General features: G+C 74.3%; 18 protein-coding genes. 10 read left to right on the top strand and 8 right to left on the bottom strand.

The features are described from left to right. Positions 1 to 42: 42 nt before the first annotated feature. The 7 genes from ACFQPP_RS01760 (at position 43) to ACFQPP_RS01730 (ending at position 6,206) form a co-directional block, all read left to right on the top strand. Positions 43 to 732 (top strand): SDR family NAD(P)-dependent oxidoreductase, encoded by a 690-nt coding sequence (locus ACFQPP_RS01760; protein ID WP_376914785.1) that lies wholly within the window; start codon positions 43 to 45, stop codon positions 730 to 732. Positions 733 to 770: 38 nt separating this feature from the next. Beyond that, complete coding sequence (locus tag ACFQPP_RS01755) at positions 771 to 1,811, top strand: NAD(P)-dependent alcohol dehydrogenase (RefSeq protein ID WP_376914784.1); 1,041 nt, start codon at positions 771 to 773, stop codon at positions 1,809 to 1,811. A gap of 56 nt (positions 1,812 to 1,867) precedes the next feature. After that, on the top strand, positions 1,868 to 2,464 hold the full coding sequence (locus tag ACFQPP_RS01750; protein ID WP_376914783.1) for a TetR/AcrR family transcriptional regulator: 597 nt from the start codon (positions 1,868 to 1,870) through the stop codon (positions 2,462 to 2,464). 226 nt (positions 2,465 to 2,690) lie between these two features. Then, positions 2,691 to 3,377: a transglycosylase family protein gene (locus ACFQPP_RS01745; protein ID WP_376914782.1), complete on the top strand. Its 687-nt coding sequence runs from the start codon at positions 2,691 to 2,693 to the stop codon at positions 3,375 to 3,377. Positions 3,378 to 3,929: 552 nt separating this feature from the next. Beyond that, positions 3,930 to 5,201: a hypothetical protein gene (locus tag ACFQPP_RS01740; protein ID WP_376914781.1), complete on the top strand. Its 1,272-nt coding sequence runs from the start codon at positions 3,930 to 3,932 to the stop codon at positions 5,199 to 5,201. A gap of 143 nt (positions 5,202 to 5,344) precedes the next feature. Beyond that, entirely contained in the window at positions 5,345 to 5,695 is a 351-nt protein-coding gene (locus tag ACFQPP_RS01735) for a UBP-type zinc finger domain-containing protein (RefSeq protein ID WP_376914780.1), read from the top strand. 37 nt (positions 5,696 to 5,732) lie between these two features. After that, positions 5,733 to 6,206, top strand: coding sequence for an SRPBCC family protein (locus ACFQPP_RS01730; protein WP_376914779.1), 474 nt, complete (start codon positions 5,733 to 5,735; stop codon positions 6,204 to 6,206). Positions 6,207 to 6,254: 48 nt separating this feature from the next. Here the strand turns inward: ACFQPP_RS01730 and paaZ are convergent, their stop codons facing one another. The 4 genes from paaZ to ACFQPP_RS01710 form a co-directional block, all read right to left on the bottom strand. Beyond that, a complete protein-coding gene (paaZ, locus tag ACFQPP_RS01725) occupies positions 6,255 to 8,336 on the bottom strand; it encodes a phenylacetic acid degradation bifunctional protein PaaZ (RefSeq protein ID WP_376914778.1) in 2,082 nt (693 codons plus the stop codon). 37 nt (positions 8,337 to 8,373) lie between these two features. Then, positions 8,374 to 9,225, bottom strand: a complete 852-nt coding sequence (locus ACFQPP_RS01720; protein WP_376914777.1) for a 3-hydroxyacyl-CoA dehydrogenase family protein — start codon at positions 9,223 to 9,225, stop codon at positions 8,374 to 8,376. Then, a complete protein-coding gene (locus ACFQPP_RS01715; protein ID WP_376914776.1) occupies positions 9,222 to 9,956 on the bottom strand; it encodes an enoyl-CoA hydratase/isomerase family protein in 735 nt (244 codons plus the stop codon). Before ACFQPP_RS01715 ends, ACFQPP_RS01720 begins: the two co-directional genes overlap by 4 nt. Positions 9,957 to 10,080: 124 nt before the next feature. Next, a complete protein-coding gene (locus ACFQPP_RS01710) occupies positions 10,081 to 11,265 on the bottom strand; it encodes a thiolase family protein (RefSeq protein ID WP_376914775.1) in 1,185 nt (394 codons plus the stop codon). A gap of 216 nt (positions 11,266 to 11,481) precedes the next feature. Here ACFQPP_RS01710 and ACFQPP_RS01705 point away from each other — a divergent pair, with 216 nt between their 5' ends. Continuing rightward, the gene (locus ACFQPP_RS01705) at positions 11,482 to 12,030 is read left to right on the top strand and encodes a type 1 glutamine amidotransferase domain-containing protein (protein ID WP_376914774.1); all 549 of its coding nucleotides are present in this window, start codon (positions 11,482 to 11,484) and stop codon (positions 12,028 to 12,030) included. 87 nt (positions 12,031 to 12,117) lie between these two features. On the opposite strand, the gene ACFQPP_RS01700 is transcribed toward ACFQPP_RS01705, so the two are convergent. Together ACFQPP_RS01700 and ACFQPP_RS01695 are read right to left on the bottom strand one after the other, a co-directional pair. Next, positions 12,118 to 12,534 (bottom strand): ACT domain-containing protein, encoded by a 417-nt coding sequence (locus ACFQPP_RS01700; RefSeq protein ID WP_376914772.1) that lies wholly within the window; start codon positions 12,532 to 12,534, stop codon positions 12,118 to 12,120. 171 nt (positions 12,535 to 12,705) lie between these two features. Next, entirely contained in the window at positions 12,706 to 13,386 is a 681-nt protein-coding gene (locus ACFQPP_RS01695) for a hypothetical protein (RefSeq protein ID WP_376914770.1), read from the bottom strand. A gap of 222 nt (positions 13,387 to 13,608) precedes the next feature. Here ACFQPP_RS01695 and ACFQPP_RS01690 point away from each other — a divergent pair, with 222 nt between their 5' ends. Continuing rightward, positions 13,609 to 14,466, top strand: coding sequence for a DUF1206 domain-containing protein (locus ACFQPP_RS01690; RefSeq protein WP_376914769.1), 858 nt, complete (start codon positions 13,609 to 13,611; stop codon positions 14,464 to 14,466). Positions 14,467 to 14,539: 73 nt separating this feature from the next. Here ACFQPP_RS01690 and ACFQPP_RS01685 read toward each other — a convergent pair whose 3' ends face one another. After that, entirely contained in the window at positions 14,540 to 14,947 is a 408-nt protein-coding gene (locus ACFQPP_RS01685; protein ID WP_376914767.1) for a hypothetical protein, read from the bottom strand. 95 nt (positions 14,948 to 15,042) lie between these two features. Between ACFQPP_RS01685 and dcd the strand changes: the two genes are divergently transcribed. After that, positions 15,043 to 15,639, top strand: coding sequence for a dCTP deaminase (gene dcd, locus ACFQPP_RS01680; RefSeq protein WP_376914765.1), 597 nt, complete (start codon positions 15,043 to 15,045; stop codon positions 15,637 to 15,639). Between the two features lie 13 nt (positions 15,640 to 15,652). Here dcd and ACFQPP_RS01675 read toward each other — a convergent pair whose 3' ends face one another. Then, complete coding sequence (locus tag ACFQPP_RS01675; RefSeq protein WP_376914763.1) at positions 15,653 to 16,174, bottom strand: 2'-5' RNA ligase family protein; 522 nt, start codon at positions 16,172 to 16,174, stop codon at positions 15,653 to 15,655. Between the last annotated feature and the right edge of the window lie 14 nt (positions 16,175 to 16,188).

The following is a 16,188-nucleotide window of genomic DNA, read 5'->3' as shown; positions in this document are numbered from 1 at the left end:
CAAGCGCGTGCGTGCGCATCCGTCGACCGCTTCGATCGAGGCATGGCACGCATGCTCGTCATCGCCGCGTCGAGCGGCATCGGAGGCTCGACCGTCGCGGCGCTGCGTAGCGCCGGGCACGAGGTGGTCGGCACGTCGCGCGGAGGCGACGGCGACGTGACGCTCGACGCGACCGACTTCGACGCGGTCGACGCCGTCGTCGCCGAGCACGGGCCGTTCGACGGCGTCGCGTGCTTCGCGGGCTCGCTGCTGCTGAAGCCCGCGCACCTCACGACGCGCGAGGAGTACGACGCGACCGTCGCGGCGTCGCTGACGACGTCGTTCGCGACCGTCCGCGCCGCGGGCAAGCACATGCGCCACGGCGGCGCGCTCGTGCTCGTCTCCTCGGCGGCGGTCATGGCGGGCCTCGCGAACCACGACGCCATCGCGGCGGCGAAGGCGGGCGTCATCGGGCTCATGCGGTCGTCGGCGGCGACCTACGCATCCCGCGGTCTGCGCATCAACGTCGTGGCGCCCGGGCTCGTCGAGACGTCGCTCACCGAGCAGCTCACCGCATCCGACGCGGCCCGGCACGCGTCCGAGGCCATGCACGCCCTCGGCCGGCTCGGCAGGCCGGAGGACGTCTCGGCCGCCGTCGCCTTCCTGCTCGACCCGGCGAACGACTGGATCACGGGCCAGGTGCTCGGCGTCGACGGCGGCCTCTCGGCGGTGCGTCCTCGGCAGCGGGCATAGCCTGGAGGGTGGCCCACCGACACCTCTGGAGGCACACCATGCGCGCCCTGCGATTCACCGACTGGAAGACGAAGCCCACCCTGCAGGAGGTGGAGCGGCCGACGCCCGGGCCGGGCGAGGTGCTGCTGAAGGTCGCGGGCGCTGGTGCGTGCCACTCGGACGTCGCCGTGTACGCCGAGTTCGACGGTGCGCAGCCCGGCATGACGCCGCCGTTCACGCTCGGGCATGAGACCTCGGGATGGGCCGAGGCGGTCGGCGAGGGCGTGACGGGCATCGCGCTCGGCGACGCCTTCCTCGTCTACGGGCCGATCGGCTGCGGGCGCTGCGTGCCGTGCTCGCAGGGTCAGGACACGTACTGCGAGCGCGCCGCCGAGCAGCCGTACCTCGCGACGGGTCTCGGACGCGATGGCGGCATGGCCGAGTACATGACGGTGCCCGCTCGCAACCTCGTGCCGCTCGGCGACGCCGACCCCGTCGCCGCCGCGCCGCTCGCCGACGCGGGCCTCACGCCGTACCACGCCATCAAGCTGGCGCTGCCGGTGCTCTCGAAGGGCGGTGCGACCGCGCTCGTCGTCGGCCTCGGCGGCCTCGGCCAGATCGCCGTGCAGATGCTCACGGCCCTCACGGGCGCGACGGTCTACGTCACCGACCGCAAGCAGGATGCCGTCGACCGGGCCGTCGCGCGCGGCGCCGTCGCGATCGACGCATCCGGCGACCAGGTCGCGCAGCTGCGCGAGGCGACCGGCGGCAAGGGCGTGGATGCGGTGTTCGACCTCGTGGGCGCGACGCCGACGATCGAGCTCGGCCAGCGTGTGCTCGCGCGCGGCGGTCGCCTGTCGGTCGTGGGCATCGCGGGTGGCGAGGTGTCGTGGTCGTTCTTCGCGAACCCCTACGAGGCCGTCATCACGAACACCTACTGGGGCACGATCGCCGAGCTGCACGAGGTCGTCGCCATGTACCGCGCAGGGCAGATCGTGCCCGACGTCGAGCGCTTCTCGCTCGACGACGCGCTCGAGGCGTACCGCGCCCTCGAAGAGGGCACGCTGTCGGCACGCGCCGTCGTCGTGCCGCACGCCTGACGCCGAGGCACCCGTCTGCGCACCCACCGCCGACGCGCATCCGCGAGGATGGAGCGATGACCGACGTCGAGCAGCGCCGCGGCCGCCCGGGCTACGACCGGGCGGGCATCCTCGCCGTCGCCGTCGCCGCGTTCAACGAGCACGGCTACGACGCGACGTCGATCGCGATGCTCGCCGAGCGCCTCGGGCTGTCGAAGTCGGCGATCTACCACCACTTCGCCTCGAAGGAGGCGCTGCTCGCCGCAGCGCTCGACGCGGCGCTCGGCGGCCTCGAGGCCGTCGTGGTCGAGTCGGAGGCGCTGGGCGGCCCTGCGGAGCATCGGCTCGCGCACGTGCTGCGCGGCGCGGTGCACGTGCTCGTCGATCGGCTGCCGGAGGTCACGTTGCTGCTGCGCGTGCGCGGCAACACCGTCGTCGAACGCGACGCCGTGCATCGTCGGCGTGCGTTCGACCGCGCGATGCAGCGGCTGGTCGTCGAGGCGCAGGAGGCGGGTGCCGTGCGCGCCGACGTCGACCCGCGCATCGTCGAGCGCCTGCTGTTCGGCATGGTCAACTCGCTCGTCGAGTGGTACCGGCCGGACGGGCCCGAGGATGCCGCGAGGCTCGCGGAGGATGTGCTCGCGATCGCGCTCGACGGCATCCGCGCGCGCTGATCCACCGCGGAGCGTCGGCGTCGACGCGGCCGACGCCGACCCTGCTCTCTCGCCAGGCATCCCTGCCGCTCGCGCACGATTCGACCTCGCCACGCGAGGCGAGTACCGTCGCTCGCCGAACCGCGAGGGACCGCCGCCGCACCTGCCCCGAGAGCCCCTCGCGCCATGGAATCGAGATTCCGGTCGGGCAGGCGACGACGCGTCGAGGCGGGGCCGTGGAGCTTCCATGCAGGACACCCTCGACATCCGCCGCCCGCACCGCTCGCGTTCGCGCGTCGCCCGTACGGGCCTCGCCGCAGCGACCGCCGGCGCCGCCGCGGCAGCGGCCATGCTGCTCGTGCCGACGACCGCGAACGCCGCCGACGCGTCGACGTGGGACGCGCTCGCCCAGTGCGAGTCCAGCGGCAACTGGGCGGCGAACACCGGAAACGGCTACTACGGCGGGCTGCAGTTCTCGCAGTCGACGTGGGAGGCGAACGGTGGCTCGGGCAACCCGGCGGCCGCGTCGCGCGAGGAGCAGATCCGCGTCGCCGAGAACACGCTCGCCTCGCAGGGATGGGGCGCGTGGCCGTCGTGCTCCGCGAGCATCGGCGCATCCGGCAGCGCGGAGCCGAGCGGCGCGGCGGCGCCCGCACCGCAGGCGACGCAGCAGGCCGCGCCGCAGCAGCAGGGCGCGGCCGCGCCGGCCGCACCCGCAGCACCCGCAGCACCCGCCCCCGCGCCGCTGCAGCTGCCCGACGTGCAGCCCTCGGACGCGGTCGTCACGGTGCAGCCGGGCGACACGCTCTCGGCCATCGCGCAGGCGCAGGGCATCGGCTCCGGGTACCTGGGCATCTTCGCGGTGAACCAGGACGTGCTCGTCGACCCCGACGTCATCCAGGCGGGGCAGCAGCTCGTGCTGCCCGCGTCGTAGGCACGCGGATGCATGCGGCGGCGGTCGGGTCTCCCGGCCGCCGCTGCGGCGTCTGGCGCCATCGCCTGCCGGTTCGTGGCTCGCAGGCGACCTCCTGAGACCGCAGACGTCGACCGTCGACCGCCGACCGCCGGAATCGTCTGCAGAACGCTAGGCGAACTACCGATCTCGACACGATCCGGCCGATCGACGTGCGCGGACGGCAGTTCGGGGTACAACTCTGAGTTTCCCTCGGAATGTCGCGCGCATCCGCGCCTCTCGACCGTATGGTCGTCATCGGGTCGGATCCCGAGCGCGACGGCGACACGCTGCACCGCTCGAGACCGAGATCGGGTCGCCGTTCGCCGCACGCCTGCGCTGCGGCGCGAGACCCGAGGGTCGCGCTCCCTGGCCGGAGCGCGCCATGACGCTCGTCGTCGCCGGCATCCGTCGTGCAGTCGCTGCACGCGATGCCGGCGCGGCGACGCGGTCGGGGGACGATGCTGAGGATCGCTCGCACGGCATTCTCAGGAACGATCCATAGGGTCGCGATCGGTGCCGGGTGATGACTCGATGCCCATCGTCATCGAGGGATCGGGAGACCCCATGGATCTGTGCGTCCTGCCGCAGACCGGCGCGACCGAGCAGTGGCTCGTGCTCGCCGTCGTCGCGGTCGTCGTCATCGGAGCGGGCATCGCGCTCGCCGTCAGCGGCAAGGCGCGACGCCGCGTCGCCACCGGCCTCGGCGCGCTCGCCGTCGTGGGCGCGCTCGCGCTCGGCGGCATCGCAGCCGCACCCGCCGCGCAGGCGGACGCGGGTGGCGCGAGCTGCGTCACGGCTCCCGGCAGCGTGCGCGCTCCCGCCGCCGCCGCGACGCTCGTGACCCCCGGCATCCCCACGGCATCGGCGCAGTGCCTCGCCGAGCCTGCCATCACGACGCCGACCACCCAGGGCGTCACCTACACGTCCGCACGCGCCGGCTCGACGCTCACGCTCACGGCCTCGGCACAGCCGGGCTACGCGATCACGCCTGGCGCGACGACGGTGTTCACGTTCGACATGACGCCCGGCGCACGCGCACCGTGGCCCGTCGCGCTCCCGGAGCGCATCGCGACGACGCCCGGCGACGGCGGCACGTCGGAGGACGGCCAGGTCGCCGGCTACCTCATCCCCGCGGACGCCGCGCTCGTGCCTACGCTCCAGGCCGCCGCGGAGGCTGGCGCGCTCACGTATGCGCTCGACGGCTCGCAGTTCCGCCAGTTCTTCACCTTCGCGGCCTTCGACGGCGAGACGGGCACCGAGCTCGGCCGCGAGTCGTTCGGCTTCACGGTCGGTGGCACGCTCGACTACGACTTCGAGCGCGGCGAGTACCGCATCACGTTCGCCGCAGCGCCCACCCCCGAGCAGATCGCCGAGGTCGAGGCGCAGATCGACGCGTTCGTCGCGCAGTTCCCCGAGGACGCCGCGATCGAGAACGTCGACTTCGGCTACGACGGCCTGCAGCTGTCGGCCTCCTACCGCCCGGGCGTCGCGTGCGAGCTCGAGACCGTGGTCGTGCCGATCGACATCGACTTCGGCGGCATCGGCGTCGGCGCGGCGGCGCTGGACGCGCTGACCGCCGCCGTCGACGAGGCATCGTCGCAGCGAGTCGACGAGCCGTCCGGCGACGCCGCGACGCAGACGCAGGCCCCGACGACCAGGGCTCCGGCCGCCGAGGCACCTGCCGTCGAGTCGCCCGCCGACGAGGCGACGGACACGGAGGAGCCGGTCGAGTCGACCGAGCCCACCGCTCCCGTCACCCCCGAGGTCACCGACGACGAGGCGCAGGAGCCCGTCGAGGGCTGATCCTCACGATCGCGTGGCGGTGCCCCGGACCTCGCGTCCGGGGCGCCGTTCGCGTTCGCGTTCGCGTCCGGGGCGCCGTTCGCGTTCGCGTTCGCGTCCGCCGACACTGTCGGCACACGCCGTCGCGGGCGTACGCTCGCGACATGACGGATGCTGCAGACGTGGATGCCACGGTGCCGCCGAGCGGCACGGGCTGCGCCGAGTGCGATGCGGTCGACGGCTGGTGGGTGCATCTGCGCCGCTGCGCCGCGTGCGGGCACGTCGGCTGCTGCGACTCGTCGCCCGGGCAGCACGCCACCGCGCACTGGCGCGAGAGCGGGCATCCCGTCATGCAGTCGTTCGAGCCCGGCGAGGCGTGGGGCTGGCACTTCGAGCGCGAGGAGTCGGTCGACGGCCTCGAGCTCGCGCCGCCCACCGCCCGTCCCGACGAGCAGCCCGCCCCGGGTCCTGCCGGACGCGTGCCCGACGACTGGCGCTCGCGCATCCGCCGCTGACCGCATCCACCGCACCACCCGAGCCGAGGAGCCGCGCATGGAGCGTGCCGTCGTCGTCGCCGCGTCGCCCGAGATCGCGTTCGATCGCGTGCTCGGCGACGACCTGACCGGATTCTTCGACCGGGGGCACCTGCTGCTGCCGGCGATCGCGGCGACCAAGCCCATGGAAGGGCACGCGCGCTGGGGCACCGAGGTGGGGCAGTCGCGTCGCATCCGCCTCGCCGACGGCGGGTCGATGGTCGAGACGCTGCGCACCTCCGACGCGCCGTCCTCGGCGACGTACGCGATGAGCGACCTCACGGGCCCCTTCGCCGCGCTCTACTCGGGGGTGCTCGGCGAGTGGACGTTCGAGCCGGTGGCCGCGGGCACGCGCGTGACGTGGCGGTGGCGCCTGCGGCCGCGCGGCGTCGCGGGCCGCGTGGCCGCGCCCGTCATCGCGGCGATGTGGCAGGGCTACGCCGCGAAGGCCCTCGACCGCATCCGGGCCTCCCTCGGCGCACGATCGATGTGAGGTTCTCGGCCGCTCGTGACCTCACAAGCGGCCGAGAACCTCAGAATGTCACGCGGAGACCGCCTCCAGCGCAGGCTCCTTCGCGACGTACGTCAGCACGTCGTACTGCGCCACGACCTCGTCGGCCTGGTTCAGCAGGCGCGCATCCCATCGCACCTCGCCGTACTCGTCGGTCTCGCGCGGCGTGATCTGCTTCGCGGTGAGCTCGACGCGGATCGAGTCGCCGGGCGACACGGGCGTCATGAAGCGCAGGTGCTCGAGGCCCGTGTTCGCGAGCACGGGGCCCGGCGCCGGCTCGACGAAGAGGCCAGCCGCGAACGACACGAGCAGGTAGCCGTGCGCGACGCGTCCGGGGAAGAACGGGTTCGCCGCCGCCGACGCCTCGTCCATGTGCGCGTAGAACTCGTCGCCCGTGAAGCGCGCGAACGTCTCGATGTCGTCGAGCGTCACCTCGCGCGACGGCGACACGACCTGGTCGCCGATGCGCAGCTCGGCGAGCGACTTGCGGAAGGGATGCGTGCCGCCGGACGTCGCGGGCGCACCCGCGTGCCAGACGCCCGTGAGCGCCGTGAGCATCGCGGGCGAGCCCTGGATGGCGGTGCGCTGCATGTGGTGCAGCACGGCACGGATGCCGCCGAGCTCCTCGCCGCCGCCCGCGCGGCCCGGGCCGCCGTGCAGCAGCATCGGCAGCGGCGAGCCATGGCCCGTCGAGGCGCGGGCGTCGTCGCGATCGAGCAGCAGCACGCGCCCGTTCGAGGATGCGATGCGGCGCGTGAGGGCCGAGACGAACGCCGGGTCGTGGCTCGCGACCGAGGTCACGAGCGAGCCGCCGCCGCGCACGACGAGCCGCGCCGCGTCCTCCGCGTCGGCGTAGCCCACGATCGACGAGACGGGTCCGAAGGCCTCGACCTCGTGCAGCGCGTCGGCCTCGGCGTCGGCGAAGCGCAGCAGCATGGGCGACGCGAACGCGCCGTCGGGCGCGAGGCCCGTCGACCCGTCGGCGTGCCGCACCGAGGGCGCGTCGGTCGATCCGATGACGAGCTCGCCGCCCGCATCCACGAGCCGTGCGACCTGGCGCAGCACCTCGTCGCGCTGCTCGGTCGACGCGAGCGCGCCCATCGTGACGCCCTCGGCGCGCGGGTCGCCGACGACGACCTTCTCGGCGATGCGGTCGCGCACGGCCTCGACGACGGCATCCACCTGCTCGCGCGGCACGATGGCGCGGCGGATGGCGGTGCACTTCTGGCCCGCCTTCGCCGTCATCTCGGCGACGAGCCCGCGCACGAACGCGGCGAACTCGGGGGTGCCTGGCACGGCGTCGGGGCCGAGCACGGAGGCGTTGATCGAGTCGGTCTCGCTCGTGAAGCGCACGCCGCCCGTCTGCACGTGCGCGTGCGAGCGCAGGCGCTCCGCCGTCGACGCCGAGCCCGTGAAGCCGACGATGTCGCCGAGCCGCAGGTGATCGAGCAGGTCGCGCACCGAGCCCGAGACGAGCTGCACGGTGCCGGCGGGCAGCAGACCCGACTCGACGAGGATGCGCACCATGTGCTCGGTGACGTAGCCCGTGGGCGTCGCGGGCTTGATGACGGTCGGCATGCCGGCGAGGAAGGCGGGCGCGAGCTTCTCGAGCGAGCCCCACACGGGGAAGTTGAACGCGTTGACCTGCACGGCGACGCCGGGCAGGGTCGTCGCGATGTGGCGGCCGAGGAACGAGCCGTCGCGCGACAGCGGCTCGACGGGGCCGTCGAGGTACACGGTCGACTGCGGCATCTCGCGGCGACCCTTCGACGAGTAGGCGAAGAGCACGCCGATGCCGCCGTCGACGTCGACCCACGTGTCGGCCTTCGTCGCGCCCGAGCGCGCCGAGAGCGCGTACAGCTCGTCCTTGCGGTCGGTGAGGGCGAGCGCCATCTGCTTCAGCAGCATCGCGCGCTGGTGGAAGGTCAGCGGCGCGAGGCTCGCCTGGCCGACGCTGCGGGCGTGCTCGAGCGCGCCCGCGAGGTCGAGGCCCGTGGTCGAGACGTGCGTCACGATCTCGCCGGTGGATGCGTCGCGCACGACGGCGGCGTCGCTCGCGTCTGCGGGGGTCCACCACGCGTCCTGCACGTAGCTGGGCAGCACCTCGGTCATCATCGTCCTCCTGTGCGGTCGCGAGCCGTCGGCTCGGTCAGTCGTAGTCGTAGAAGCCGCTGCCGCTCTTGCGGCCCAGTCGCCCCTCGGCGACCATGCGTCGCAGCAGCGCGGGCGGGGCGAAGCGGGGGCCGAGCTCGGCCTCGAGCTGCTCGGCGATGCCGAGTCGCACGTCGAGGCCCACGACGTCGGTCGTGCGCAGCGGCCCCATGGGGTGGCGGTAGCCGAGCTCCATCGCGGCGTCGATGTCGGCGGCCGACGCGACGCCCTCCTCCAGCATCCGGATGGCCTCGAGGCCGAGCATGACGCCGAGGCGGCTGGATGCGAAGCCGGGGGAGTCGCGTACCGTGACTGCCGTCTTGCCGAGCGCCGCGACCCATGCCTGCGCGCTCGCGACGACGTCGTCGCCCGTCGCGTCGCCGACGACGACCTCGACGAGTCGCGATGCGGGCACGGGGTTGAAGAAGTGGAGGCCGACGAAGCGATGCGGGCGCGCGAGGGCCGCGGCGAGGCTCGCGATGCCGATCGACGACGTGTTGGTCGCGAGCACCGCGGCGTCGTCGATCGCGGCCTCGGCTCGTGCGAGGGCGTCGGTCTTGAGCGCGGGATCCTCGGGCACCGCCTCGACGACGAGGCCGCAGCCCGCGAGCGCGGCGGCGTCGGTCGCGGTGGCGACGCGGGCGACGAGCGTCGCGCGATCGGTGTCGAGGCCGCGCGCGAGCGATCCGTCGATCGCCTGCTCGACGCGCTCGCGGGCGCCCGCGGCGGCATCCGCGTCGCGCTCGACGACGGTGACGTGCGCGCCGGCGAGCACGAAGGCGTGCGCGATGCCCGCGCCCATGCGCCCGCCGCCGAGCACGCCGACGCGCGTGGGGATCGCAGCGCTCATCGCCGCGACCTCCGCTCGAGGAACTCGGTCATGCGGCGCTCCTTCTCGGGGCTCTCGAACAGCACGGCCTGCTCCTCGCAGTCGACGAGCGGATGCCGGTCGCGCGGCGCGGCGAGCGCGCGCTTCGTCGCCTGGATCGCCTGCGCGTCGAGGGCGGCGATCTGCTCGGCTGCGGCGATCGCCTCGGCGAGGGGGTCGTCGACGACGCGCGACACGATGCCGAGCCGCAGCGCCTCGTCGGCGTCGACGACGCGCGCGGTGAGCAGCAGGTCGGCGGCCACGCCGTGGCCCGCGATCTCGGGCAGGCGCCACGTCGCACCCGCCGCGGCGAGGATGCCGAGGCCCGGCTCGGGGTTGCCGAGCCGCAGCGTGGGGGAGGCGATGCGGATGTCGGCGGCGAAGGCGAGCTCGGCGCCACCGCCGAGCGCGAAGCCCTCGATCGCGGCGATGACGGGCATCGGCAGGGCGTGCACGCGTGCGAAGGCCGTCGCGTTGATGCCGCGCAGCGCATCCGCCGCCCGCCGCTCGCGCAGCTGCGCGATGTCGGCGCCGCCGGCGAAGACGCCGCCGGCGCCGGTGAGGACGAGGGTCGCGGGGTGCGCCTCGAGCTCGTCGCACAGTGCGTGCAGGGCGTCGATCGTGGCCTGGTCGATGGCGTTGCGCCGCTCGGGCCGGTCGAGCGTGGCGAGCACGTAGGCATCGTGGCGCTCGACGCGCAGGGCGCCGCTCATGCCGCGCTCCCGGCTGCAGTCACGTCCGTCATGCCTTGCGCTTCGCAGGCGATCCGGGCGTGCAGAGGGCAGATGCCCCTCCGCCACCCCGGATCGCCTGCGAGACGCAACCCGAGGACGCGCATCACACCCGCTCCACGATCATCGCGGTGCCCTGGCCGACGCCGACGCACATCGTCGCGAGGCCGTGCTGCACGCCCTCGCGCTCCATGCGGCCGAGCAGCGTGACCACGAGGCGCGCGCCCGACGACCCGAGCGGATGCCCGAGCGCGATCGCGCCGCCGTCGGCGTTCACGATCGACTCGTCGAGCCCGAGCCTGCGCACGCACGCGAGCGACTGGGATGCGAAGGCCTCGTTGAGCTCGACGGCGCCGATGTCGGCGATCGAGAGGCCCGCGCGCTCGAGCGCCCTGCGCGTGGCGGGCACGGGGCCGAGGCCCATGACCTCGGGCTCGAGGGCCGCGGCGACGCCCGTGACGATGCGTGCGCGGGGCGTGAGCCCGTGGCGCTCGACGGCCTCGGCGCTCGCGACGACGATGGCGGAGGCGCCGTCGTTGAGCGACGACGCGTTCCCTGCGGTGGTGACGGCGCCGCCTGCGACGACGGGTCGCAGGCCCGCGAGCGCCTCGAGCGACGTGTCGCGCCTCGGGCCCTCGTCGACCGCGACGTCGCCAGCGCGCGTCGGCACGGCGACGATCTCGTCGACGAAGCGCCCCGCGTCGATCGCCGCGACGGCGCGCTCGTGGGAGCGCACGGCGAACGCATCCGCATCCGCTCGCGTGATGCCGTCGACGCGCGCGACCTCCTCGGCGGTCTCGGGCATCGTGAACACGGCCTTGTCGCGCGCGGCGAGGCGGGGGTTCGTGAAGCGCCAGCCGATCGACGTGTCGAACGCCGCGCCGGGCTTCGCCCACGCGCGATCGGGCTTCGCCTGCACCCACGGCGCGCGCGTCATCGACTCGACGCCGCCTGCGACCACGAGGTCGGCGTCGCCCGCGCGAATCGCCTGCGACGCCATCTGGATGGCCGACATGCCGGATGCGCAGAGCCGGTTCACCGTGATGCCGGGCACGTCGTCGGGCAGGCCCGCGAGCAGCACGGCCATGCGCGCGACGTTGCGGTTGTCCTCGCCGGCCTGGTTGGCGGCGCCGAGGATGACCTCGTCGATCGCCGCGCCCTCGACGCCCGCGCGACGCACGGCCTCGCCGACGACGAGCGCCGCGAGATCGTCGGGCCGCACGGATGCGAGGGCGCCGCCGTAGCGGCCGATCGGCGTGCGCACGCCACCCACGAGGTACGCCTCGGGCATCCGTCCTCCTCGACGACTGGGGGTCGGATGCGCGGCTGCCGCGAATTCCTGACCGTTCGTTCAGGAATGCTATCGCACCCTCGACGCGAGCCGCCAGCGACGTCGCCGCACGAGCCCTCCATCGCCGTGGGCGAACGGTGTCAAGGCCGCGCGAGGGCCGCGCCGGGCCTCCTACCGTGGCCGCACCGCATCATCACGACATCTGGAGGCTCCACCATGGCTCAGCTCGACGGCAAGAAGGTCGCGTTCCTGCTCACCGACGGCTTCGAGGACTCGGAGCTCACGAGCCCGTGGGAGGCCGTGACCGGCGAGGGCGCCATCGCGACGCTCGTCAGCCCCAAGGAGGGCTCGGTCGAGGGCAAGAACGGCCACGTGCAGCAGGTCGACCTCGCCGCATCCGCAGCGAGCGCCGACGACTTCGACGCGCTCGTGCTGCCCGGCGGCACCGGCAACGCCGACCACCTGCGCATGGACTCCGACGCCGTCGCGTTCGCCGGCGCGTTCTTCGACCAGCACAAGCCCGTCTCGGTCATCTGCCACGGCGCATGGATCCTCACGGAGGCCGACGCCGTGCGCGGCCGCCGCATGACGAGCTTCCCGAGCCTGCGCACCGACCTCGTGAACGCCGGCGCCGAGTGGGTCGACGAGGAGGTCGTCGTCGACCAGGGCCTCACGTCGAGCCGCACGCCCGACGACCTGCCCGCGTTCAACGCCAAGACGATCGAGGAGATCTCGGAGGGGCAGCACACGGGCCAGACCCGCTGACGCTGCTCTCGACGCGACGCGCGACGGGCCGGATGCATGCATCCGGCCCGTCGCCGCGTCCGCGTCCGCACCCCGAACGGGTCGCCGTCACGCATCGCCTGCCGCGGCGTCGATCGTGTGCCCCGCCGCCCGCAGCGCGCTCGCGACGTCGGCCGCACGGTCGCTCGGCGTCATGAGGACGTCGCCGTCGAAGGTCGACAGGACGAAGACGGGGCAGCCGATCGCGGCGAGCGGGCCGACGAGCGATGCGACGACGCCCGTGAGCCCGAACGGGATGGGGCCGCCGACGTACAGCGCGCGCCACGGGCCGTCGATCTCAGCGCCGGCCGGTGCCGCTGCGGCATCGCACACGATCGACAGCTCCTGATCGGTGCGCGTCAGGGAGAGCAGGCCCGGCGATCGCAGGAGGTCGGCGAGCGAGTCGGCGACGTCCGAGCCGACGGGGAGCCGCGCGACGACGTGCTCGCCGGGGAGGACGCGGAGGGAGACGGTCGGAGCAGGCATGGAGCCATCCGTTCGAGCCACGCGGAAGGCCCCGGGGTCGGTGCCGCTGCGATCGCGCCGGAGACACGATACGCGGTCGCCCGCCGCGCATCCGGTCGCGCTCGTCGAGCGCACGCCAGAGGGGCCACCCGGCGAACCGGGCGACCCCCTCCTCATGCGTGCGGCGAGCGCCTACGCGCGCCACACCAGCGGCTGGCCGTCGTACTCGTCGTACTCGGTGTCGTACGGGCCGTAGGTCACGCCTCCGAACTCCTGGCCCTGACGGGCCGCGACGATGAAGCACGTCGTGTGGGGCGTGCCCGAGTCGAACTCGGGCTCGATCGATGCGGTGTCGCACGGCTCGAAGGCGCCGAACACCGAGATGTCCTGCAGCGCCGACTCGTTCTGATCGAACGCGCCGAAGTCGGTGTAGATCGACTCGAACTCGAGCGCAGCCGTCATCGGGGCGACCTGCGTCATCTCGACGTCGACGTAGAACGGCTCGTAGCCGACGAGCTGGTCGAGGAACTCCTGGTCGAGGCCGGCGGCCTGGAAGTCCTCGACCGAGCCCGGGCGCGTGCCCGTCACCGTGATCTGCACGAGCTGCGGCTGGTCGTCGAGGTTGAGGAGCTGCACGGTGGCGGCCTCGCCCATGGCGAGCTCGGTGCCCGGAGCGGCGACGTCGCCGGGCGCGGCGGCGGGCTGCGACTCCTCGGCCTCCTCGGTGGCGGACGGCGAGGCGCTCGTCGCAGGAGCCGACGACTCGGGCGCCTCGGTGGCCGGCGGAGCCGCGGGCGCCTGGATGCAGCCCGTGAGGCCGACGGCGGCGGCGAGGGCGATGGTGGCGAGCAGCGGGGCACGACGTGCGGGCATGGTGAGCCTCTCTGGGTCCGTGGGGATGCATCCACGGTACGGAGGGTCGCCTGGACGCGCCCTGGCCCTCGCCTGGACGTGCCGTGAGGATCGCTCGGCACGCATGCGGTACGGGCGCCCGCACAGGCGCGACGCCGACGCGTCGGCACGCGCGCCTCTGCATGGATCGACGGCGTCGTCGAGGGCTCGCGGCCGGCGCGGCCGTCTCGATAGCGTCACGGCATGGTCGAGCGATCCGACGTACGGCAGGCGGCCGGTGCCGCGAAGCGAGCAGCAGGTGGCGCCGAGCGCCACGCCTCGAGGCTCGAGCGGAGCCGCACGATGCGCACGCTCGCCCGCGCGGGGCACGTGGCGAACGGCGTCGTGCACCTCGCGCTCGCCGGCGTCGCCGTCGCCGTCGCGGTGGGCGCGGGCGGTGGCTCCGCCGACCAGGGTGGCGCCATGCAGGCCATCGCGTCGACCCCGCTCGGCGTCGCAGCGCTGTGGGCGATCGCGATCGCCATGCTCGCGCTCGCGATCTTCGCCGTCGTCGAGGGCGTCGCGCAGCGCGGCAGCGACGGCGCGAAGGCCGTCGCCAAGGGCCTCGGCAAGGCAGTCGCGTACGCGGCGATCGCCGTCACCGCCATCTCGACCGCCGCCGGTGGCGCCGGCGGCGGGGGTGGCGGCGGCGACGAGCAGGCGCAGTCGGCCACCGGCACGCTCATGGCGCAGCCGTTCGGGCAGGTGCTCGTCGGCCTCGTGGGCGCGGGCATCGTCGCGGTCGGCGTCGCATTCGTGGTGCAGGGCGTGCGGCAGTCGTTCCAGCGGCACATCTCGCCGCCGCCGAGCGCTCGTCACGCGGCCACGGTGCTCGGCGTCGTCGGCTACGTCGCCAAGGGCGTCGCCATCGCGGTGGTCGGTGGGCTCTTCGTCGCGGCCGCCGTCGCGCACGACCCCGAGGAGGCCGGTGGGCTCGACGACGCGCTCAAGTCGCTGCAGGAGCTGCCGTTCGGCCCCGTGGTGCTGCTCGTCGTCGCCCTCGGCATCGGTGCGTACGGCATCTTCTCGATCGCGCGCGGCATCTGGACCGCCAAGCGCTGAGCCCGGATGCGCGGCGGCCTGCCAGCCGCTCGCGATGCGAGCGCCCACGCGCATCCGCCCGCGCGGGCGGCGGTCAGCGACGCCGGCGGTGCATGGCCGAGCGCAGGCCCGTGGGCGGCGGCGGGCGATGGCCGCGGTCGTCGGCGCGCGGCTCGGCGGACGCCTCGGGCTCCGCGTCGGCATCCGCGCCGCGCTCCGCCTCCGGCCGGCCGGTGGGCGCACCCGGCGCCGCGAGGGCTCGCAGGCGGGCGTCGAGCGCGCCGAGGTCGACGGGCGCGCCGTCGAGCTCGCGCGCGAGCACGCGCAGCACCCGCGCGGCCGTCGCGGCATCCTCCGGCGAGATCGCAGCGTCCACCCGAGCTCGCAGCGCCGCATCGCCCTGCTGCGCTCTGGCGCGCGCGACGACGCGGGCGACCTGCTCGACGAGGAGGTCGAGCGCGGGGCTCCTCGGTGCGGGATGACCGGGCACGGCAGCGGGCATGGCGCTCCTTCCGCGTCCAGCGTCCGCCGCGCAGGGCGTCCGCGTCAATCCCGCCCGGCGAGATCCGGATGCGCTCGCCTGGCTAGGCTCGTGCCGTGCTGCTCAGCGACCGCGACATCCGTGCCCGCCTCGCCTCGGGATCCCTGGGCCTCGACCCCCTCGACGTCGCCATGGTGCAGCCGTCGAGCGTCGACGTGCGCCTCGACCGGCAGTTCCGGCTCTTCGACAACCATCGGTACCCGTTCATCGACCCGTCGATCGACCAGCCCGAGCTCACGCGACTCGTCGACACCCCCGACGGCGAGGCGTTCATCCTGCACCCCGGCGAGTTCGTGCTGGGCGCGACGCTCGAGCGCGTCTCGCTGCCCGACGACGTCGCAGCGCGTCTCGAGGGCAAGTCGTCGCTCGGTCGCCTCGGCCTGCTGACGCACTCGACGGCCGGCTTCATCGACCCCGGATTCTCGGGCCACGTGACGCTCGAGCTCGCCAACGTGTCGACGCTGCCCGTCAAGCTGTGGCCCGGCATGAAGATCGGGCAGATCTGCTACTTCCAGCTCTCGAGCCCATCCGAGCACCCCTACGGCACGGGCGACAACAAGAACCGCTACCAGGGTCAGCGCGGGCCGACGGCGAGCCGATCGTCGGCGTCGTTCCACCTCACGCCCGTGCCCCCGGCGCCCGTCGAGGGCTGAGCGGCAGACCCGGTCACGCGCCGGGTTCGAGCGGCGTCACGGTGCGCGTGCCCGCATCCCAGCGGCGCAGCGCGACGCCGGCGCACGCCACCGCGCCACCCACGAGCGGCAGCGCGCGCTCGAGGTCGGCGAGGCGCAGCCGACGCGCGAGCGTGACGTGCGGCGTCCAGGTGCCGGGCGCCATGTGCTCGACGTCGTCGCCCCCGCCGACTGCATCCAGCACGGCCTGCCGCAGCGCGAGCAGCGCCGACGACGGCACGAGCGACCGCGCGAGCACGCGTCGCTCGCCCTCGCCGAAGAGCACGGGGGCGCCGAGCACGAGCGGCACCGGCAGCGCGTCGGGCGGCAGCGGCAGCGGATGCGGCACCCCGCCGCGGCGTGCGAGCAGCGTGACGTGGGGGCGGTTCGAGGGCGACGCGTGCGGCGCCATGCTCGAGACCCCGGCAGCCGCGAGCGCATCCCACTCGGCACGCACCGCGGCCTCGGCGTCGGCGTCGAGCAGCAGCTCGATGCTCGTGATGGGCGCATCGGTCATGCGACCAGTCTGGC

Source organism: Agrococcus sp. GCM10030265 (assembly GCF_042666675.1).
Taxonomy (GTDB): Bacteria; Actinomycetota; Actinomycetes; order Actinomycetales; family Microbacteriaceae; genus Agrococcus.
Note: the sequence above shows the minus strand (reverse complement) of the source record. Positions and strands in the feature narration are given on the sequence as shown.

Excerpts from the sequence above, each read along its gene's own strand:
- ACFQPP_RS01700 (WP_376914772.1), bottom strand. The coding sequence starts at position 12,534 with ATGCCTGCTCCGACCGTCTCCCTCCGCGTCCTCCCCGGCGAGCACGTC.
- ACFQPP_RS01735 (WP_376914780.1), top strand. The coding sequence starts at position 5,345 with ATGACGGATGCTGCAGACGTGGATGCCACGGTGCCGCCGAGCGGCACG.
- ACFQPP_RS01750 (WP_376914783.1), top strand. The coding sequence starts at position 1,868 with ATGACCGACGTCGAGCAGCGCCGCGGCCGCCCGGGCTACGACCGGGCG.
- ACFQPP_RS01715 (WP_376914776.1), bottom strand. The coding sequence starts at position 9,956 with ATGAGCGGCGCCCTGCGCGTCGAGCGCCACGATGCCTACGTGCTCGCC.
- paaZ (WP_376914778.1), bottom strand. The coding sequence starts at position 8,336 with ATGACCGAGGTGCTGCCCAGCTACGTGCAGGACGCGTGGTGGACCCCC.
- ACFQPP_RS01720 (WP_376914777.1), bottom strand. The coding sequence starts at position 9,225 with ATGAGCGCTGCGATCCCCACGCGCGTCGGCGTGCTCGGCGGCGGGCGC.
- ACFQPP_RS01690 (WP_376914769.1), top strand. The coding sequence starts at position 13,609 with ATGGTCGAGCGATCCGACGTACGGCAGGCGGCCGGTGCCGCGAAGCGA.
- ACFQPP_RS01695 (WP_376914770.1), bottom strand. The coding sequence starts at position 13,386 with ATGCCCGCACGTCGTGCCCCGCTGCTCGCCACCATCGCCCTCGCCGCC.
- ACFQPP_RS01705 (WP_376914774.1), top strand. The coding sequence starts at position 11,482 with ATGGCTCAGCTCGACGGCAAGAAGGTCGCGTTCCTGCTCACCGACGGC.
- ACFQPP_RS01760 (WP_376914785.1), top strand. The coding sequence starts at position 43 with ATGGCACGCATGCTCGTCATCGCCGCGTCGAGCGGCATCGGAGGCTCG.
- ACFQPP_RS01745 (WP_376914782.1), top strand. The coding sequence starts at position 2,691 with ATGCAGGACACCCTCGACATCCGCCGCCCGCACCGCTCGCGTTCGCGC.
- ACFQPP_RS01675 (WP_376914763.1), bottom strand. The coding sequence starts at position 16,174 with ATGACCGATGCGCCCATCACGAGCATCGAGCTGCTGCTCGACGCCGAC.
- ACFQPP_RS01710 (WP_376914775.1), bottom strand. The coding sequence starts at position 11,265 with ATGCCCGAGGCGTACCTCGTGGGTGGCGTGCGCACGCCGATCGGCCGC.
- ACFQPP_RS01685 (WP_376914767.1), bottom strand. The coding sequence starts at position 14,947 with ATGCCCGCTGCCGTGCCCGGTCATCCCGCACCGAGGAGCCCCGCGCTC.
- ACFQPP_RS01730 (WP_376914779.1), top strand. The coding sequence starts at position 5,733 with ATGGAGCGTGCCGTCGTCGTCGCCGCGTCGCCCGAGATCGCGTTCGAT.
- ACFQPP_RS01755 (WP_376914784.1), top strand. The coding sequence starts at position 771 with ATGCGCGCCCTGCGATTCACCGACTGGAAGACGAAGCCCACCCTGCAG.
- ACFQPP_RS01740 (WP_376914781.1), top strand. The coding sequence starts at position 3,930 with ATGCCCATCGTCATCGAGGGATCGGGAGACCCCATGGATCTGTGCGTC.